Origin of the sequence: Prescottella equi, assembly GCF_002094305.1 — a bacterium.
GTDB lineage: Bacteria > Actinomycetota > Actinomycetes > Mycobacteriales > Mycobacteriaceae > Prescottella > Prescottella equi.
On sequence record NZ_LWTX01000001.1, the window covers coordinates 195,968 to 213,416 of the forward strand.

Genomic DNA, 17,449 nt, shown 5'->3' on the forward strand with positions numbered 1-17,449 from the left:
CGCTCCCCGGTGGGTGGTGCAGCGGAAAGGTACCGCTCAGTTGCGCAGGTGGCGCTTGATGCGGGCGAGCATCGCGCTCATGCCCCGCAGCCGGAGGGGGCTGACCGCGTCGGCCAACCCGAGATCCGAGTAGAAGTCGTCCGGAACCGCGAGAATGGTTGCGGCGCTGTGCCCGTCGAGTCCCTGATGCAGGATCGACGCGAAGCCGCGGGTGGTCGGGGCCTCCGCCGGCGCGCTGAAGTGCAGACGCACCCTCTCCGGATCCGAACTGTCGACGAACAGGAACAGCGGCGACTGGCACTCGGGCACCGGCTCCATCGCGTCCTGCTCGAGCTCGGCCGGCAACGGCGCGAGCTCGCGGCTGAACTCGAGCAGCAACTGCAGCTTGTCCTGCGCGTCGACGGCGGCGAAGTCGTCGACGATCTCGGCCAGGGAGGCGGGCAGGCTCACGATGCTGCTTCCACGGCAGCGCCCGGCACGGTGCCCGGCTCGTCACCCCTGACGATCGGGACCCGCACGACGTTGCCCCACTCGGTCCACGAACCGTCGTAGTTCCGTACGTTCGGGTACCCGAGCAGGTGCGTCAGGACGAACCACGTGTGGCTCGAGCGCTCGCCGATGCGGCAGTACGCGACCACGTCGTCGTCGCGTGAGAAGTCGCCGTAGATCTCCTCGAGCTCCGGGCGGCTGCGGAAACGCCCGTCGGGCGCCGCGGCCCGGGCCCACGGGATCGACACCGCGGTCGGGATGTGGCCGCCCCGCAGCGCGCCCTCCTCGGGGTAGTCGGGCATGTGCGTGCGCTCGCCCGTGTACTCCTGCGGCGACCGGACGTCGACCAGCGGGCCGTGGCCCAGGTGTGCCAGGACGTCGTCCTTGAACGCCCGGATCGAACTGTCGTCGCGTTCGACGACCGGGTACTCGGTGGGGGCGGGTGTCGGGACGTCGAACGTGGTGTCGCGATTCTCCGACATCCACGCGTCCCGTCCACCGTCGAGCAGACGCACGTCCTCGTGGCCGAACAGCGTGAACACCCACAGCGCGTACGCCGCCCACCAGTTGCTCTTGTCGCCGTAGATGACGACCGTGTCGTCTCGGGAGATGCCCTTACGGCTCATCAGGTCGGCGAACGCCGCGCCGTCGATGTAATCGCGTGTGACCGGATCGTTGAGGTCCAGGTGCCAGTCGATCTTCACCGCGCCGGGGATGTGGCCGATGTCGTAGAGCAGGACGTCCTCGTCGGACTCGACGACCTTCACGCCGGGAGCACCCAGATTGATCGACAGCCACTCGGTCGACACGAGTCGCTCCGGGTGGGCGTACGCAGCGAATGCGGGGTTGGGGTCTGGCGCGACGGGCACGGGTGGGCTCCTGAGGCATGCGTGGGTGGAGGGTTGTCCACCCACGAGTCTAAGTGGTCACCCGTTCGGCAGCGTGACCGATATCGCGTCGGCTACCGGCGGGTACTGTCGGCCACCGTGACGACCCCCGACGGCCCCCGTGAGGAACTGGCCACCCGCGCCGACGTCGATCGTCTCCTGCGCACCTTCTACGAACGAGCCCTGGTCGACCCGCTGCTCGCCCCGGTCTTCGAGACCCTCGCCGTCGTGGGACTCGACGAGCACCTACCCGTCGTCGGTGACTTCTGGGAGCAGATCCTGTTCCGCACGGTCAGATATCAGGGGCACTTCGGGCCGGTGCACGAGGCGCTGCACCGGCAGCACGATCTCACCGATGATCGGTTCGAGCGGTGGTTGGCGTTGTGGTGCGACACCGTGGATGCGTCGTTTGTCGGCGTCGACGCGGAACGAGCCAAGTCGAAGGCCCGCGCCATGGCGGCGGCGCTGCAGCGCGCCCGGAACTAGCGGAGCGGGGTCAGCGCACCAGGGAGTTGGCGGCCCACAATTCGGCGATCGAGACACCGACGGCCGAGAGCAGGCGCCGTACCAGCGGCAGGCCGATTCCGATCACGCTCGACGGATCGCCCTCCAGTCGCTCCACGAACCAGCCACCGAGGCTGTCGAGGGTGAACGCGCCGGCGACCTTCAACGGCTCACCCGACGCGAGGTAGGCCTCGAGATCCTCGGTGGACGGCGAGGCGAAGTGCACGACGGTGCCGCTGTGATCCGAGGCATCGGCGACGACCACGCCGTCCGACAGTCGCAGGACGCTGTGCCCTGTCAGGAGTGTCGCGCTGCGGCCGGCCATCGAACGCCAGCGTTCCCGGGCGACGTCGACGGTGTGCGGTTTGCCCTGCAGTTCGCCGTCGATGAGCAGCATCGAATCGCAGCCGATGACGACGGCATCGGTGATGCCCTCGGCATTCAGGGCGGGAATCACGTCGCGGGCCTTGGCCTCGGCGAGCGTGGTGACGACGGCTTCCGGGGCGGCAGAAGGCCCCAGGCGGTCGATGATCGCATCCTCGTCCACGCCGGAGACGCGGACGGTGGGCTCGACCCCGGCGCCCCGCAGCACGGACAGCCGTGCCGGGGACGCCGAGGCGAGAACCAGGTGTGTCACTCGTGCGGACCGTTCGATCAGAACGGGCGCGCGGCGACCGGGGTGCCGAACGAGTACGGCGAGAACGGCGCGTGCCCGCGATGCATGCGGGTCGGTGCGCCCCAGGTCTCGGGCGGCAGGCCGTCGCCGGCCGGCTCTCCCGAGGCCGCCGCCGCCGCGGACAGCACCGCGACGAGCACAGCCACGTCCTCGTCGGTGGGGTTGCCCTTGACGATCTTGATCAGCGGGGACTGCGAATCGGCCGCGACATCGGGCTCGAGTCCTGCGACAGCTTCGGCCAACGCGGCTCCTTCGAGCGAGGACGCATCAAGCAGCTCGGCGTCGGTGAGCACTTCTTCCCGGGTGGTCGCTGTCATAGGGGGATGTTCCCATGCTTCTTGGGCGGAAGGGAAACCATCTTGCGCTCGAGCAGACGCAGCGCGGAGACGATCTGTCCGCGGGTGTGCGACGGCGGGATCACCGCGTCGATGTAGCCGCGCTCGGCCGCCACGTACGGGTTCACCAGGGTGTCCTCGTACTCCTGCTGCAGCTTCAGGCGCAGCGCGTCGACGTCCTCACCGTTCTTGGCGGCTTCGAGGAGCTGCTTGCGGTAGACGAAGCCGACGGCGCCGGACGCGCCCATGACCGCGATCTGCGCGGTCGGCCATGCCAGGTTGACGTCGGCGCCCATGTGCTTGGAGCCCATGACGTCGTACGCTCCGCCGTACGCCTTGCGGGTGATGACGGTGATCTTGCCGACCGTGGCCTCGCCGTACGCGTACAGCAGCTTCGCGCCGCGGCGGATGATGCCGTTGTACTCCTGCTCGGTGCCGGGGAGGAAGCCCGGAACGTCGACCAGGGTGATGATCGGGACGTTGAACGCGTCGCAGGTGCGGACGAACCGCGCCGCCTTCTCGGAAGCGTCGATGTCCAGGCAGCCCGCGAACTGGGTGGGCTGGTTCGCCACGATGCCGACGCTGCGGCCGTCGACGCGACCGAAGCCGACGATGACGTTCATCGCGCGGCCGGCCTGCACCTCGAGGAACTCGTCGTCGTCGAGGATGCGGCGGATGACCTCGTGCATGTCGTACGGCTGGTTCGCCGAGTCCGGGATGAGCGTGTCTAGTTCGCGGTCCTCGTCGGTGAGCGAGTCCTCGATCGCACCGACGATCGGATCGGACGGGGCCAGGCGCGGGGCCGCGGCCTGGTTGTTGCTCGGCAGGTAGGACAGCAGGTCCTTGACGTAGTCGAGCGCGTCCTGCTCGCCGGAGGCGACGTAGTGCGCGACACCGGACTTCGCCATGTGGGTCCGGGCGCCGCCCAGATCCTCCATGGTGACGTCCTCGCCCGTGACGGTCTTGATGACGTCGGGGCCGGTGACGAACATCTGGCTGGCCTCGTCGACCATCACCACGAAGTCGGTCAGCGCGGGGGAGTACACGTGGCCGCCGGCGGCCGGGCCCATGATCAGGGAGATCTGCGGGATGACACCCGAGGCCTGGACGTTGCGGTGGAAGATCTCGCCGTACAGGCCGAGCGAGACGACGCCCTCCTGGATACGTGCGCCGGCACCCTCGTTGATGCCGATCAGCGGGCGACCGGTCTTGAGCGCCAGGTCCATGACCTTGACGATCTTCTCGCCGTAGATCTCGCCGAGCGAGCCACCGAAGACGGTGGCGTCCTGCGAGAAGACACAGACGTCGCGGCCGTCGATCGTGCCGTAGCCCGTGACGACGCCGTCGCCGACGGGACGGTTGTCGGCGAGGCCGAAGTTGGTGCTGCGGTGCCGGGCCAGGGCGTCGAGCTCGACGAACGAGCCCTCGTCGAGGAGCGCGTGGATGCGCTCGCGCGCAGTCAGCTTGCCCTTCGCGTGGACCTTCTCGATCGCGGCTTCGCCCATCGGCTGCATTGCCTGCGCCTGGCGGCTGCGCAGGTCAGCGAGCTTTCCCGCCGTCGTGTGGATATCCGGGGTGTTCGCCGCCTCCGCCGCGGCTGGCTCCTGCACACTGGTCATGGGAAGTGAGCTTAACCAGGTCTGTGGGGCCCGCGTCGAGCGAGGTCAGGTTGCGTTGAATTATTGAACCTAAGCTACTGACGAGTCACATTCGAGCCGCATCCTAGGCTGGACGGATGTGGACCGATCTGAACCGCCCCCCGCTCGATGCCGGTGTGCTCCGGCGCGCCCTCGTCCGTGATGCGGGCGGCGACCCGGACGCATTCTGGTCGCGCGTCGACGTCGTGACCGAGACCGGTTCCACCAACGCCGATCTCCTTGCGGCACCCCGTGATGCCGACTATCCGCGCAGTGTTCTGATCGCCGAGCACCAGACGGGCGGACGCGGTCGGCACGCCCGCCCGTGGGTGAGCGCGCCGCGTGCCCTCGTCACGGTCTCGGCCGTCCTCGACATGCCCGGCATGGACCTGGCCGACATCGGGTGGCTGCCGCTGCTCGCGGGTGTCGCGGTGGTCGACGTCCTGCGCGGGACCGCGGGCGTGGACGCCGAACTCAAGTGGCCCAACGACGTGTTGATCGGCGGACGCAAGGTGGTCGGGATCCTCGCGGAGGTGGCTGCGACGGCGCCGGTCCCGACGGTCGTCGTCGGGATCGGCCTGAACGTGAGCCTGACGGAGGACGAACTGCCGGTACCGACCGCGACGTCGCTGCTCCTCGAGGACGCGGAGGTCACCGACCGCACGGTGTTGGTGCGGGCGATCCTGCGGGAACTGGCGCGGCGCCACCGGGAGTGGGAGGCCGCGGGATGGAAGGTCGACGCGCTGGCCGCCGCATACAAGGAGAGGTGCGGAACGCTCGGCCGCCGAGTGCGGGCCGAGCTTCCGGGGGATCGGGAACTGATCGGGACGGCGATCGACGTCGACGTCGAGGGCCGGATCGTGATCGAGGCGGACGGGAAGTCGCCGGTCGCTGTGTCGGCCGGCGACATCACCCATCTACGAGCCGTGTGAGGCTCAGACCCTGCTGGTGTCCCACGTGGAGACAGCCCAGATCACCACGACGCTGAGCGCGATGATGAGGATGGACCACAGGGGGTACCACGGAATCCACAGGAAGTTCGCGATGATGGCCAGCGCCGCTATGACGATCGCGCTCACCCGCGCCCATGTCGCGCCGGTCAGCAGGCCGATGCCGACGAGGACGACGACGATGCCGAGAACCAGGTGGATCCAGCCCCACGTCGTGAGGTCGAACTGGTAGACGTACTCGGGTCCGACGACGAAGAAGTTGTCGTCGGCGAGTGCCGAGATCGCCTGGAAGATCTCCAGGACCCCGACGGTCATCAGGACGATCGCGGCGGCGATCGACGTGCCCGCCGCGAACCCTTGCTTGGCTCCGCCGCCCGAACTGTGGGTCGTCGGTGTGCGATCGCTCATCGCAGTTCCCCTTTCGATCGATCGAGCAACTTCGCTGGAGAGTCCACTGCCCTCAGCAGGATTGTGTCGCCGATCGCTCGGGCGCTCCTCACCCCCGAAGGGTGAATCCGCGTCGGGTCCGCCGATCGCGTGCGCAGTACGGTCCGCCGCCGCAGGTATTGCTGCTACCTTGACGCTGATCCACGAATTCTCGTGAGGCGGAGGGGAACAGCCATGAGCGCACCGAACGACATCTGGGTGGCGGGCGATACCGGGCAACTGGAGACCGCGCGCCGATTCCTGACCGGGCTGACCGCGGTGTTCGGTCTGCTCACCCTCGGCCTCGGTATCGCAATCCTGGTGTGGCCGGACGCAACTCTGGTGGTGGTGGCCGTCCTGATCGCGATCCAGGTGTTCGCCTTCGGGATCATCCAGATCGTCCGCTCCTTCGCGGAGGTCGACGCGCCCACCGCCGCGCGCACGCTCACCGGCCTGTCCGGAGCGCTCGCGGTCCTCCTGGGATTCCTCGTCCTGCGCAGCCCGCTGCAGACACTCGTCGTGATCGCGCTCGTCATCGGCGCGTGGTGGGTGTTCCGCGGGGTGCTCGACATCGTCGCGGGTGCCTCCGAAGTGCCCGGGAACCGGGCCGTGGGCATCGTGCTCGGCCTCATCAGCGTCGTCGCCGGCGCGATCGTGCTGCTGCAGCCCGAACTGTCCCTCGGTGTCTTCGTGATCGTCGTCGGTGTGTGGATGATCCTGTACGGCATCATCGTGCTGGCCGCCGCGTTCCTCGGCCGTCGCGTGCGCTGATCCCGCAGGCCCGGGCGGACCTGTACCTGTCAGACTCGTCGCATGGGATACCCGGAAGACGCACTGGCGGCGGACGAGGAGTTGGTGCTGCATCGGCACCCGCACTGGAAGATGCTCGTCGTCCCGGTCACGATCTTCGTGTTGTCCGCCGCGATCGGCGGCTACCTGCTGGGCCTCGCGCAACGCCGGCTGAGTGACGGCGCGAGCCTCGTCGCCTCCGCCGTGATCGTCGTCGCGTGGCTCGCACTGGTGGTGTGGAAGACCCTCGTCCCGGTATTGCGGTGGCGGTCCACGCATTTCATCGTCACCGACCGGCGGGTGATGATCCGGCACGGAATCATGACGCACACGGGAATCGACATCCCGATGAACCGGATCAGCAACGTCCAGTTCCGGCACGGACTCGTGGACCGGATGCTGCGGACCGGCACGTTGATGATCGTCGCATCGTCCGACGACCCACTGGAATTCGACGACATCCCCGAGGTGCAGAAGGTGCACTCGCTGCTCTACCGGCAGGTGTTCGACGCCACGAACGATCCGCACTCCGGCGGCTACCCGAACACCGGACACGACGGACGCGGCGCTGCTCCCGACGATCACCGCGATTTCCGGAATGGATGGTAATTGGGACCGCGCCGACGAAACCGACCGTAGGCTGTCGTCGTGACCGCCGTACTGCTTGCCGAAGATGACGAGGCCATCGCTGCGCCGCTCTCGCGTGCACTCGGCCGAGAGGGCTACACCGTCACGATCGAACAGACCGGGCCATCCGCGCTCGAGCGGGCGCTCACCGGCGAGTTCGAACTACTGATCCTCGATCTCGGCCTGCCCGGCATGGACGGACTCGAGGTCTGCCGGCAGCTCCGCGCGCACAGCCTCGACCTCGCCGTGCTGATGCTCACCGCACGCACCGACGAGGTGGACTTCGTCGTCGGCCTCGACGCGGGCGCCGACGACTACGTCGGCAAGCCGTTCCGGCTCGCGGAATTGATGGCCCGGGTGCGGGCACTGTTGCGGCGCAGCGGCGGCGGCGAGGACGTCGTCGTGGAGGTGGCCGGCATCCGTCTCGAGCCGGCTGCGCGCCGCGTGCTCGTCAACGGCTCCGAGATCGCGTTGGCCAACAAGGAGTACGAGCTGCTGCGGGTGTTGCTCGAGCACGCCGGCCAGGTCGTCTCGCGCGACACGATTCTGCGCGAGGTGTGGGGCGACGTGGAACTACGCGGATCGAAGACACTCGACATGCACATGTCGTGGCTGCGCCGGAAGATCGGCGACGAGGGGGCGGGCGCCGACCGGAAGATCGCCACCGTCCGCGGGGTCGGCTTCCGGATCAACACCGACTAGGGTTCGCCCACCGTGCGTCGCCGAATCCTGCAGTCGATCCTCGCCGTCGTCATCCTCACCGGTCTCCTGCTGGGTGTGCCGCTGATCTACACCGCCTGGCTGTGGGTGGAGGACTTCACGCGAAGCGATCTGCAGGCCCGGCTCGATCGGATGGCCGCCGAGATCATCGTCCAGGAGGGTGCCTCGGGTGTCGTCGAGGACGGACTCGACACGACGTCGCTGCGTCTGGTCGTTCCCGAGGGCGGCAAACTCGTCGTGGTGTATCCGACCCCGCAGGAGGGCGCTGCCCGGTTGGACCTCGGCGCCGAGAGGGTGCCGTCGCCTCTGGTCGAGTCGCTGTCGATGGGTACGTCGGGTTCGCTGCGGCTGGAGGTGCCGTCCGATCGCATGCGCACGCTGCAGAGGCAGGCCGTCGGCGCCGTGACACTGCTCGTGCTCGCCTCGATCGGTGCCGGTGCTGCGGTTGCCGTGGTCACCGCGAAACGGCTCGCGGACCCGCTCAAGGACGTGGCCGAGCGGGCCGCCCGCTTGGCCGAGGGGGACTTCCGGCCCGATTCGCGGCGTCACGGGATCCCCGAACTCGACCGTGTGTCCGACGTCCTCGACTCCGCGACGGTGGAGATCTCGCAGCGTCTGCAGCGCGAGCATGCACTGGTCGCCGACGTCTCGCACCAGCTGCGCAGCCGCCTCACCGCGGTACGACTGCGGCTCGACGAGTTGTCGGGGCATCCCGACCCCGACGTCGTGCACGAGGCCGAGGAGGCGATGGCGCAGGTGGACCGGCTGACCGTGGCGGTCGACGACCTGGTCCGGTCGTCGCGCAACAGCGGCTCGGCCGGACGCGAACCGGTGTCGGTGGTGGGGGAGCTGGCGACTGTCGTGGCGGACTGGCAGGGGCCGTACAAGGAGGCCGGCCGGGTCCTCCGACTACGCGGTGAGCCGAGGCTGACGTCGTCGTCGACGGGGTCCCGGCTGCGCGAGGCCGTGTCGGTGTTGATCGACAACTCGCTGCAGCACGGCGCGGGCACGTGCACGGTGTCGGTCCGGCTCGCGTCGGGGCCCGCCGGCCGTGGGTCGGAGAACGACGCGCGGGTCTGCGTGGAGGTGTCCGACGAGGGGGAGGGCGTGAGCGACGAACTGGCGCCGCACATCTTCGATCGGGGCTTCTCGGGCGCCGGCTCGACCGGTGTGGGGCTGGCGCTGGCCCGCGCCCTCGTCGAGGCGGACGGCGGACGGCTGGAACTGCAGCGGCGCCGGCCCGCACTGTTCGCGCTGTTCCTGGCGCGGGTCGAGGACGACGCCCCGACGCGGGTGGCCGGGATCCACGAACCGCGCTAGTTGCGGGTGGGGTCCTCGCCGGCCAGGGGGGCGATCTCGGGCTCCTCGATGCGCTCGTGCTCGCCGGTCTCCTCGGGGAACACCCACCGCCGGAACGACCAGAAGCGGAAGATCATCTGCAGCAGGTTGCCGATGATGTAGTTCAGGATGAAGTCGACGATCACGACCGTCGTGAAACTCGCCGACGCGCGGATGTCGAAGACGTTGTTCGCGATCCACAGCGGCGCCGCCGCGATGATGACGCCGATCCCGCTGATCGTGAAGAAGAGCAGGGCCTCGTGGTGGCGTTCGCGGCCGCCGCGATGCTTGAACGACCACTCCCGGTTGAGGATGTAACTCAGGATCGTGGCGACGACGCCGGAGAAGATCTTGGCGACCACGGGCTTCTGTTCGAGGATCGTCAGACTCAACGAGTAGAAGATCGCGAGGTCGACCACCATCGTGGTGCCGCCGACGATTGCGAACTTGATCAACTCGTGGTGGCGAAGAACGATGGCCCGGAAGGGCTGCGGTACTCGGCTCATCGCCGCGTCGACGAAAGACACAACGAAGTATTCTACGAAGCCGCGATCTCGACGGCGGCAGCGGACCGTTGTTTATCAGGTTCTTCACAGGTTGCGACGGGGGATGACCTCGGCAGAAGCGTTCGCGAGCGAACATGACACCATGGTGTGTCGTGACCGGCAAATCTGAATCCGCACCTCGCCCCACTCCTCCGCGTGACCTCCCCAGCGGGATGCCCGTCGTGACGATGATCGGCGGCGGTCAGCTCGCCCGCATGACGCATCAGGCCGCGATCGAGCTGGGCCAGACCCTGCGTGTCCTGGCGGGCAGCATCGACGAGCCCGCCGCGCAGGTCAGCCCCGACGTCGTGCTCGGCAGCCACGAGGACCTCGCTGCGCTGCGGAAGGCGGCGCTCGGATCCAACGCCCTGACGTTCGACCACGAGCACGTCCCCACCGAACACCTCGACGTGCTGGTGTCCGAGGGCGTCAACGTGCAGCCGCCGCCGCAGGCGCTCGTGTACGCGCAGGACAAGCTGGCGATGCGCCGCAAACTCGGTGAGATGGGTGCCCCGATCCCGGCGTTCGCCGAGGTCACGTGGGCCGAGGACGTCGTCCGTTTCGGCGCCGAGCACGGGTGGCCCGTGGTGATCAAGGCGGTTCGCGGCGGCTACGACGGGCGCGGCGTGTGGATCACCGACGACTCGGACGAGGCCGAGGCGATCGTCACCGAGCAGCTCGACAGGGGCGTCCAGTTGATGGTCGAACAGGCCGTCGACTTCACGCGGGAGCTGTCCGCGATGGTCGCGCGCTCGCCGTTCGGGCAGGGTGCGTCGTGGCCGGTCGTAGAGACCGTTCAGCGGAGCGGCCAGTGCGCGGTAGTGCTGGCACCGGCGCCGCAGCTGTCGAAGGAGCTGTCCGCCGAGGCCGAGCAGTTGGCGTTGCGCGTGGCGTCGGAGTTGGGTGTCGTCGGCTCGATGGCGGTCGAGCTGTTCGAGACGACGGACGGCACGTTGATCGTCAACGAGCTCGCGATGCGCCCGCACAACTCCGGTCACTGGACGCAGGACGGCGCGCGGACGTCGCAGTTCGAGCAGCACCTGCGCGCGGTCCTCGACTACCCGCTCGGCGATCCGTCGCCCATCGCGCCGGTCACGGTGATGGCGAACGTGCTGGGCGCACCCGAGGCACCGGCCATGAGCATGGACGAGCGTCTGCATCACCTCTTCGCACGGATGCCCGACGCGAAGGTGCACCTGTACGGGAAGGGCGAGCGCAAGGACCGCAAGATCGGGCACGTGAACGTGCTCGGCGCGGCCTCCGGTTCGATCGACGACCCGGCGTACGTGGCCGCGGTGCGCGAGCGCGCGGAGCGGGCGGCGCACTGGCTGTCGCACGCCGAGTGGACCGACGGGTGGGACGAGCACGGTCGGTCCTGACCGGGCTCGACGGAAATTCGGAAACGATCACACAGGAACGGACGGCAAGTGACTGAATCGAACGGGCCCCTCGTCGGGCTGATCATGGGCAGCGACTCCGACTGGCCGACCATGGAGGCCGCCGCGGAGGCTCTCGCCGAGTTCGGTGTCCGGTTCGAGGTGGGTGTCGTGTCGGCCCACCGCACTCCGCAGCGCATGCTCGACTACGCGAATGACGCGGCCGGTCGCGGTATCAAGGTCATCATCGCCGGTGCCGGCGGCGCCGCACACCTGCCGGGCATGGTGGCGTCGGCGACGCCGCTGCCGGTGATCGGCGTGCCGGTCCCGCTGAAGTACCTCGACGGCATGGACTCGCTGCTGTCGATCGTGCAGATGCCGGCCGGGGTGCCGGTCGCGACGGTGTCGATCGGGGGCGCGCGCAACGCGGGACTGCTGGCGGTCCGCATCCTCGGTGCGTCGGATCCGGCCCTGCAGCAGCGGATGGCGGACTACCAGGCAGGTCTCGAGCAGATGGTTCTGGAGAAGGACGCGGCGCTGCGCGCCGAGCTGCTCGGCTGAGCGCCTGCGAAACCGGGCTCTAGGCTGACGGCATGGCCCGGTTCCCCCTGAGTGAGCGCTGGTATCGCTGGAGCGCCGCCCACGCGGTCGGAATCGACCGTGTCGTGGCGGCGCTCCTGTCGTTCTTCTGCCTCCTGGCCGCCGCCTCCGACGGCGGCGACAAGGCGTTGGTCGTGTCGCTCGGTATGACGGTGCCGCTGGCGTGGCGACGCTCCCACACGATCGTCTCCGGGTTCACCATCGCGGGATTCGCGGTGGCGCACCTCGTGCTGATCCCGAACATGCTGCTGCCGAGCGTGATCGCGGTGCCGATCGCGCTGTACGCCTTCGCCGCTTACACCCCGCGGTGGAGCAGCTACACGGCGCTGCTGATCGCGATCGGGGGCGCGTCGATCGGCGGTCTCGAGTATTTCGCGTACGACGGACGCGGCTGGCAGGAGGCCGTGATCACGTCGACGTTCCTCGTCGTGTTCGTGCTGGCGGTGTGGGCGTTCGGTGATCTGCGGCGGGTCCGTCTGAAGGAGATCGAGGGCCTGACCGAACGAGCCCGGTTGCTCGAACTCGAACGCGCCCAGGAGGCCGAACTCGCAGCCCTCGGCGAGCGCACCCGCATCGCACGCGAGATGCACGACATCGTCGCGCACTCCCTCACGGTGGTGATCGCCCAGGCCGACGGCGGGCGGTACGGCGCGGCGCAGGATCCGCAGGCGGCGATCACCGCGCTCGAGACCATCGCCTCGACCGGGCGGCAGGCCCTGACCGACATGCGGGCGCTGTTGTCGGTGTTGCGCGAGGATCGGCCGCGCGAGTTCTCCGCGATGCCGGGAGTCGGTGACATCGACGGGCTCGTCGCCGAATTGCGGCGCGGCGGCCTGGACATTGCTCTGAGCGTTGCGGGCGAGCCGCGGGAGCTGTCCACCGGGGCCGGTCTCACCGCGTACCGGATCGTGCAGGAGTCGCTCACCAACGTGCTCAAGCATGCCGGGCCCGGTGCCCATGCGCGGGTGGACGTGTATTGGGGCGAGCGTGAACTCGAGCTCGTCGTCACCGACGACGGCCGGGGCGGGGCGGCCGCGTTGATCGAACCGTCGCCGGGCGGTCAGGGCGTGATCGGGATGACCGAACGCGCCAAACTCCACGGAGGGCGACTGACCGCCGGTCCGGCGTCCGGGGGCGGCTACCGGGTGCAGGGACTGCTCCCGTACGTCGCGCCCTAGGCTGGTCCGCATGATCCGTGTGGCGCTCGTCGACGACCAACAGCTCGTGCGGGCGGGTTTCCGCATGGTGATCGACTCGCAGCCCGATCTCACCGTGGTGCTCGAGGCATCCGACGGCGCGGCGGGTGTGGCCGAGTTGGAGCGCACAGCCGCCGACGTCGTGCTGATGGACGTGCAGATGCCGCACCTGGACGGCATCGAGGCCACCCGCCGGCTCACCGCGCGGGACGACTCCCCGAAGGTGGTGGTGCTCACCACGTTCGAGAACGACGAGTACGTGATGTCGGCGATCAGTGCGGGCGCCAGCGGTTTCCTGCTCAAGGACGTGCCCCCGGAGGAACTGCTGGCCGCGATCCGCACCGTCCACCGCGGCGACGCCGTGATCGAGGCCCGCTCCACCCGCAAGCTGCTGCAGCACGTGGGGCCGATGTTGAGCGACTCGGCGGCCCCGTCGCTGCCCGAGGACATGACCCCGCGCGAGATCGAGGTGCTCGAGGCGATGGCCCACGGGTTGTCGAACTCGGAGATCGCACAGAAGTTCGTGGTGTCCGAGGCGACCGTGAAAACCCATGTGGGACGGGTGCTCTCGAAGACCGGTTCGCGCGACCGGGTCCAGGCCGTGGTCTACGCGTTCCAGGTCGGTCTTGTCCGTCCGCAGGATCTGCTCGGCTCCGACTGAGTCGGCCTCTGCGCCCACTCCTGCGCCTCCCGGGCGGATTCCCGCCGCACCTCGGAAGGGGCGGACACTCAGGCCGGGGCGCGACGCGAGCGCCGGCCATCCCTGCCGGACCAGCCAGTTCTGCCGCTTCCGGCCGCTGTGGAACACCTCCGGTCCGCTGTGGAATTCGCGTCCGTCGACTTCGACGACAACTCTGGAACGGGGCTCGGAACGGGTGTGGATGCCGAAGTGGTTCACGAGGGGAGAGTCCGACCCGGGTATGACGCACCGCGGTGTGGCACCCAGGGAGGGGAAAAGTCTGTGGATGGGCCAGGGCCTGTGGAGAGCCGTAGCGTCCAGTCCTGAGTCGGGTGTGCGGATTTCCACGCTCGAGGCCCGGGAGTGGGCACCCAGGATGACCGCCGGTCCTACCCAGGGATGACGGCGGCCCGCCTGGAGATCGCCCCGCGCTCCGATGTGCCGGGCCCCTAACCAGCCATAACGTCGACTGCATGAGAATTGACGACCAGAAGGTGCGGGCTCGGGGCCTGACGAAGACGTACGGCAGCGGCGACACCGCGGTCCATGCACTGCGCGGGGTGGACGTCGACTTCGGGGCCGGGATGTTCACGGCGATCATGGGACCCTCGGGCTCGGGTAAGTCGACGCTGATGCACTGCCTCGCCGGCCTGGACACCGCGACAGCCGGGACCGTCGAAGTGGGCGGCACCGAGATCACGACCCTGGGCGACCGCGCGCTCACGGAACTGCGACGGGATCGGATCGGCTTCGTGTTCCAGGCGTTCAACCTGCTGCCGGTGCTGTCGGCGGAGGAGAACATGCTGCTGCCGATGCGGTTGGCGGGACGTCTGCCCGAGCCGGGATGGCGCGACGAGGTGGTGCGGCGACTGGGGTTGACCGACCGGCTCGGACACCGCCCACACGAGTTGTCGGGCGGGCAGCAGCAGCGGGTCGCGGTGGCGAGGGCTCTGCTGCCGCAGCCCGACGTGATCTTCGCGGACGAGCCCACCGGCAATCTCGATTCCCGCACCGGCGCGGAGGTTCTGGACCTGTTGCGCTCGAGTGTGCGCGAGACGGGTCAGACCGTGGTGATGGTGACACACGATCCGGTCGCGGCGTCCTACGCGGATCGGGTGGTGCTGATCGCCGACGGCCGGATCGCCGGTGAGATCGACCGTCCCACCACCGATTCGGTGATCGAGACGATGCGCCTGCTCGGTGCCGACGACGTCAGCAGGACGCACTGATGCGCGGGCTGGCATGGGCGCAGATGCGGGCCCACGCGGGACGGTACGTCGCCTCGGCGCTCGCGGTCGTGATCTCGGTGGCCTTCATCGTCGCGACGCTCACCCTGAACTCGACACTGAAGTCCGGCGTGACGGACTCGTTGGCCGGTCAGTACGCGTCGTCGGACGTCGTGGTGACCGGCAGCGCCGACGTGGCCGCGGTCGCGGCGGTGCCGGGCGTGCGGGCGGTGAGCGAGGACGTCTCGGTCAGCGTCAAGGTGCGACGCGACGGCGAGTCCGCGGCGTGGGGGTCCGCGCAGTCCGTGGCGGACGACGCGTCGCTGCGCTGGCAGTCCCTCGCCGACGGGCGCTTCCCGGACGTGCCGGGTGAGGTTGCGGTGGAAAAGGACTCGGGTGTCCCACTCGGCAGCGACATCACCGTCACGACGCTCGGCGGCGACAGGCAGGTCACCGAGACCGCGAAGGTGGTCGGACATGTCGACCTGTCCGGCACGGCGCAGGGCATGGACGGCGCCACGGTGTTCGCGACGCCCGCGCAGTTGGACGCGTGGACTGCGGGTGGCGGTGCGCGGGAGATCCGTGTCGCCGGCGACGGCATCGTGACGCAGCAACAGTTGGCCGACCGGGTCCGCGCGGCGCTGCCGGCGGACACGACCGTGGAGACCGCGGCCCGGCAGACGGAACTCGCGTCGCAGCAGTACCTGGGCGACTCCGATCTGCTGGCGAGTGTCCTTCTCGCGTTCGGCGCCATCGCGGTCGTGGTGGCGGGGCTGGTCATCGCGAACACGTTCGCGGTGCTGCTCGCTGCCCGGACCCAGGAGCTGGCGCTGCTCCGCTGCGTCGGCGCGACGGCCGCGCAGGTGCGACGCAGCGTGCGGGCCGAGGCTGCCGGGGTGGGCGCGGTCGCGTCGGTGCTGGGTGTGGCGACCGGTGTCGCGACAGCCTGGGCGGTGGGCCGGATCGTGGCCGCCACCGACGCCCCGATTCCGTTGCGCGGCTTGACCGTCACCCCGGTCACGGTGATCGCGGGGCTGCTCGTCGGCATCGCCATGACGATGATCGCGGCATCGGCACCCGGCCGGGCGGCGACGCGGGTGTCGCCGCTGGCGGCGCTGCAGCCGCTCGAGTCGAAACCCGAACCACTGGTGGTCTCGCGGGCCCGCCGCTTCCTGGGCCTGCTCGGGCTGGTCGTCGGCGTCGGCATCCTGGCGGTCGGTGTGGCCACCGCTCAGGTGCTCATCGCCTGTGTCGGAGGACTGCTGACGTTCGTGGCGATCGTGCTGCTGAGCCAGCGAATCGTCCCGGCTGTGATCTCCCGCGTCGGTGCGGTGCTGGGCCGTTTCGGTGGCCCGGTCGGGATGCTCGCGGCGGGCAACGCCGGGCGCAACCCCCGGCGCACCGCGGCGACCGCGACGGCACTGCTGATCGGCGTGACGCTCACGAGCACACTCGTCGTCGGGATCGCGGTCACCAAGGCGAGTGCCCCCGGCGCGGTCGACGACCAGTTCCCGGTGGACGTCAGCGTCTCCACGCACCAGGACGGGGGACTGCCGATCGATCTCACCGACCGCGTGCGGGCGCTGGACGGGGTGGATGCGGTGGCACCGCTCTCGGTCGCGGACCTCACCCTCCCGGACGGCCGCGCCCTCACGGTGTACGGCACGGACGTTCCGGCGGTGCGCGCGACCCTGCGCACCGACATCGACCTGCCGGGCAACCGTCAACTGCTGCTGCCCGCCGACGACCGGAACGGGCTCGGCCTCGAATCCGGAGCCATGGTGATGCTCGCGGGCAACGCGGCGCGCGGCGAGTTCACCGTGGGCGACTCGGGTGAGCTGCCCGCGATGGTCGAGCAGCGGGCGTTGGGGACGCTGTCGTCGCAGGTGAGTACCGAGCAGTTGTGGATCCGGCTCGTCGACGGTCTCTCCGACGACGACCAGCGCGCGGTCCGGGACGAGATCGCGTCACTGGCGGAGCAATTGGCGCCGGGCAGCGACGTCGGTGGCTCCCTGTTGATGCGGGCGACCCTCGACACGGTCCTCGACACACTGTTGATGATCGTCGCGGGGCTGCTGTCGGTGGCCGTGGTGATCGCCCTGATCGGTGTCGGGAACACGATGGCGCTGTCGGTGCTCGAGCGCCGCCGCGAGTCCGGGCTGCTCCGGGCGGTGGGCCTGACCCGGGCGGGTCTGCGGTCGCTGCTGCTGTGGGAAGCCGTGCTGATCGCCGGTGTAGCGTCCGCACTCGGAGTCGTGCTGGGTCTGGCGTTCGGCATCACCGGATCCGCGTCGGTGTTCGGATTCGACGACCTCGAACTCGGGACCCTGCCGTGGCTGACGCTGCTGCTGATCGTGCTCGGCGGCGGGATCGCCGGCGTCGTCGCCGCGATCCTGCCGGCACGCCGGGCGGCGCGCACGGCGCCGGTGGCCGCACTGGCGTGAGCCGG

19 protein-coding genes are annotated in these 17,449 nt (G+C 69.4%); 12 read left to right on the plus strand and 7 right to left on the minus strand.

What is annotated here, in order from left to right; genetic code table 11:
* Nucleotides 1-36: 36 nt before the first annotated feature.
* Nucleotides 37-453, minus strand: coding sequence for a SufE family protein (locus A6I89_RS00965; RefSeq protein WP_172504598.1), 417 nt, complete (start codon nucleotides 451-453; stop codon nucleotides 37-39).
* A complete protein-coding gene (locus A6I89_RS00970; protein WP_005518639.1) occupies nucleotides 447-1,358 on the minus strand; it encodes a sulfurtransferase in 912 nt (303 codons plus the stop codon). The genes A6I89_RS00965 and A6I89_RS00970 overlap by 7 nt, the downstream gene beginning before the upstream one ends.
* A 117-nt stretch (nucleotides 1,359-1,475) precedes the next feature.
* On the opposite strand from A6I89_RS00970, the gene A6I89_RS00975 reads away from it, so the two are divergent.
* The gene (locus A6I89_RS00975; protein ID WP_013416775.1) at nucleotides 1,476-1,862 is read left to right on the plus strand and encodes a group III truncated hemoglobin; all 387 of its coding nucleotides are present in this window, start codon (nucleotides 1,476-1,478) and stop codon (nucleotides 1,860-1,862) included.
* A gap of 10 nt (nucleotides 1,863-1,872) precedes the next feature.
* Here the strand turns inward: A6I89_RS00975 and A6I89_RS00980 are convergent, their stop codons facing one another.
* Genes A6I89_RS00980 through A6I89_RS00990 form a run of 3 tightly spaced genes read right to left on the minus strand, consistent with a single transcriptional unit; the run spans nucleotide 1,873 to nucleotide 4,510 of the window.
* The gene (locus A6I89_RS00980; RefSeq protein ID WP_013416774.1) at nucleotides 1,873-2,517 is read right to left on the minus strand and encodes a Maf family protein; all 645 of its coding nucleotides are present in this window, start codon (nucleotides 2,515-2,517) and stop codon (nucleotides 1,873-1,875) included.
* Between the two features lie 17 nt (nucleotides 2,518-2,534).
* Nucleotides 2,535-2,873 carry an acyl-CoA carboxylase subunit epsilon gene (locus A6I89_RS00985; protein ID WP_005518644.1) on the minus strand — a complete coding sequence of 113 codons (339 nt, stop codon included), beginning with the start codon at nucleotides 2,871-2,873 and terminating at the stop codon, nucleotides 2,535-2,537.
* Nucleotides 2,870-4,510, minus strand: a complete 1,641-nt coding sequence (locus A6I89_RS00990; RefSeq protein WP_005518645.1) for an acyl-CoA carboxylase subunit beta — start codon at nucleotides 4,508-4,510, stop codon at nucleotides 2,870-2,872. Before A6I89_RS00990 ends, A6I89_RS00985 begins: the two co-directional genes overlap by 4 nt.
* A gap of 116 nt (nucleotides 4,511-4,626) precedes the next feature.
* Between A6I89_RS00990 and A6I89_RS00995 the strand changes: the two genes are divergently transcribed.
* Nucleotides 4,627-5,460: a biotin--[acetyl-CoA-carboxylase] ligase gene (locus tag A6I89_RS00995; protein WP_022597186.1), complete on the plus strand. Its 834-nt coding sequence runs from the start codon at nucleotides 4,627-4,629 to the stop codon at nucleotides 5,458-5,460.
* A 3-nt stretch (nucleotides 5,461-5,463) separates the two neighbouring features.
* Here A6I89_RS00995 and A6I89_RS01000 read toward each other — a convergent pair whose 3' ends face one another.
* Nucleotides 5,464-5,886 carry a DUF7144 family membrane protein gene (locus A6I89_RS01000; protein ID WP_005518648.1) on the minus strand — a complete coding sequence of 141 codons (423 nt, stop codon included), beginning with the start codon at nucleotides 5,884-5,886 and terminating at the stop codon, nucleotides 5,464-5,466.
* A 213-nt stretch (nucleotides 5,887-6,099) separates the two neighbouring features.
* On the opposite strand from A6I89_RS01000, the gene A6I89_RS01005 reads away from it, so the two are divergent.
* From A6I89_RS01005 to A6I89_RS01020, 4 genes are read left to right on the plus strand one after another with little or no spacing between them, the layout of a single operon-like run.
* Complete coding sequence (locus tag A6I89_RS01005) at nucleotides 6,100-6,675, plus strand: HdeD family acid-resistance protein (protein ID WP_022597185.1); 576 nt, start codon at nucleotides 6,100-6,102, stop codon at nucleotides 6,673-6,675.
* 42 nt (nucleotides 6,676-6,717) lie between these two features.
* Nucleotides 6,718-7,302, plus strand: coding sequence for a PH domain-containing protein (locus tag A6I89_RS01010; protein WP_005518650.1), 585 nt, complete (start codon nucleotides 6,718-6,720; stop codon nucleotides 7,300-7,302).
* A 39-nt stretch (nucleotides 7,303-7,341) separates the two neighbouring features.
* The gene (locus tag A6I89_RS01015) at nucleotides 7,342-8,022 is read left to right on the plus strand and encodes a response regulator transcription factor (protein ID WP_005518651.1); all 681 of its coding nucleotides are present in this window, start codon (nucleotides 7,342-7,344) and stop codon (nucleotides 8,020-8,022) included.
* Between the two features lie 12 nt (nucleotides 8,023-8,034).
* The gene (locus A6I89_RS01020) at nucleotides 8,035-9,360 is read left to right on the plus strand and encodes a sensor histidine kinase (RefSeq protein ID WP_005518652.1); all 1,326 of its coding nucleotides are present in this window, start codon (nucleotides 8,035-8,037) and stop codon (nucleotides 9,358-9,360) included.
* Here A6I89_RS01020 and A6I89_RS01025 read toward each other — a convergent pair.
* Nucleotides 9,357-9,905 (minus strand): GtrA family protein, encoded by a 549-nt coding sequence (locus A6I89_RS01025; RefSeq protein ID WP_005518653.1) that lies wholly within the window; start codon nucleotides 9,903-9,905, stop codon nucleotides 9,357-9,359. The two genes, A6I89_RS01020 and A6I89_RS01025, sit on opposite strands and share 4 nt — an antisense overlap.
* Before the next feature lie 113 nt (nucleotides 9,906-10,018).
* On the opposite strand from A6I89_RS01025, the gene A6I89_RS01030 reads away from it, so the two are divergent.
* From A6I89_RS01030 to A6I89_RS01055, 6 genes are all read left to right on the plus strand, one after another.
* A complete protein-coding gene (locus A6I89_RS01030; RefSeq protein ID WP_087576507.1) occupies nucleotides 10,019-11,302 on the plus strand; it encodes a 5-(carboxyamino)imidazole ribonucleotide synthase in 1,284 nt (427 codons plus the stop codon).
* A gap of 84 nt (nucleotides 11,303-11,386) precedes the next feature.
* The gene (purE, locus tag A6I89_RS01035) at nucleotides 11,387-11,860 is read left to right on the plus strand and encodes a 5-(carboxyamino)imidazole ribonucleotide mutase (RefSeq protein WP_044991321.1); all 474 of its coding nucleotides are present in this window, start codon (nucleotides 11,387-11,389) and stop codon (nucleotides 11,858-11,860) included.
* 32 nt (nucleotides 11,861-11,892) lie between these two features.
* Nucleotides 11,893-13,077, plus strand: a complete 1,185-nt coding sequence (locus tag A6I89_RS01040) for a sensor histidine kinase (RefSeq protein WP_022597183.1) — start codon at nucleotides 11,893-11,895, stop codon at nucleotides 13,075-13,077.
* Between the two features lie 10 nt (nucleotides 13,078-13,087).
* A complete protein-coding gene (locus tag A6I89_RS01045; protein WP_013416766.1) occupies nucleotides 13,088-13,756 on the plus strand; it encodes a response regulator in 669 nt (222 codons plus the stop codon).
* 491 nt (nucleotides 13,757-14,247) lie between these two features.
* The gene (locus tag A6I89_RS01050) at nucleotides 14,248-15,003 is read left to right on the plus strand and encodes an ABC transporter ATP-binding protein (RefSeq protein ID WP_005518658.1); all 756 of its coding nucleotides are present in this window, start codon (nucleotides 14,248-14,250) and stop codon (nucleotides 15,001-15,003) included.
* Complete coding sequence (locus tag A6I89_RS01055) at nucleotides 15,003-17,444, plus strand: ABC transporter permease (RefSeq protein WP_022597181.1); 2,442 nt, start codon at nucleotides 15,003-15,005, stop codon at nucleotides 17,442-17,444. Before A6I89_RS01050 ends, A6I89_RS01055 begins: the two co-directional genes overlap by 1 nt.
* Nucleotides 17,445-17,449 lie beyond the last annotated feature (5 nt).

Bases quoted from the DNA above. Each gene is read 5' to 3' on its own strand.
- A6I89_RS01055 (WP_022597181.1), top strand. From the start codon at position 15,003: ATGCGCGGGCTGGCATGGGCGCAGATGCGGGCCCACGCGGGACGGTAC.
- A6I89_RS00995 (WP_022597186.1), top strand. From the start codon at position 4,627: ATGTGGACCGATCTGAACCGCCCCCCGCTCGATGCCGGTGTGCTCCGG.
- purE (WP_044991321.1), top strand. From the start codon at position 11,387: ATGGGCAGCGACTCCGACTGGCCGACCATGGAGGCCGCCGCGGAGGCT.
- A6I89_RS01000 (WP_005518648.1), bottom strand. From the start codon at position 5,886: ATGAGCGATCGCACACCGACGACCCACAGTTCGGGCGGCGGAGCCAAG.
- A6I89_RS00985 (WP_005518644.1), bottom strand. From the start codon at position 2,873: ATGACAGCGACCACCCGGGAAGAAGTGCTCACCGACGCCGAGCTGCTT.
- A6I89_RS01050 (WP_005518658.1), top strand. From the start codon at position 14,248: ATGAGAATTGACGACCAGAAGGTGCGGGCTCGGGGCCTGACGAAGACG.
- A6I89_RS01045 (WP_013416766.1), top strand. From the start codon at position 13,088: ATGATCCGTGTGGCGCTCGTCGACGACCAACAGCTCGTGCGGGCGGGT.
- A6I89_RS00990 (WP_005518645.1), bottom strand. From the start codon at position 4,510: ATGACCAGTGTGCAGGAGCCAGCCGCGGCGGAGGCGGCGAACACCCCG.
- A6I89_RS01030 (WP_087576507.1), top strand. From the start codon at position 10,019: ATGACACCATGGTGTGTCGTGACCGGCAAATCTGAATCCGCACCTCGC.
- A6I89_RS01005 (WP_022597185.1), top strand. From the start codon at position 6,100: ATGAGCGCACCGAACGACATCTGGGTGGCGGGCGATACCGGGCAACTG.
- A6I89_RS01040 (WP_022597183.1), top strand. From the start codon at position 11,893: ATGGCCCGGTTCCCCCTGAGTGAGCGCTGGTATCGCTGGAGCGCCGCC.
- A6I89_RS01010 (WP_005518650.1), top strand. From the start codon at position 6,718: ATGGGATACCCGGAAGACGCACTGGCGGCGGACGAGGAGTTGGTGCTG.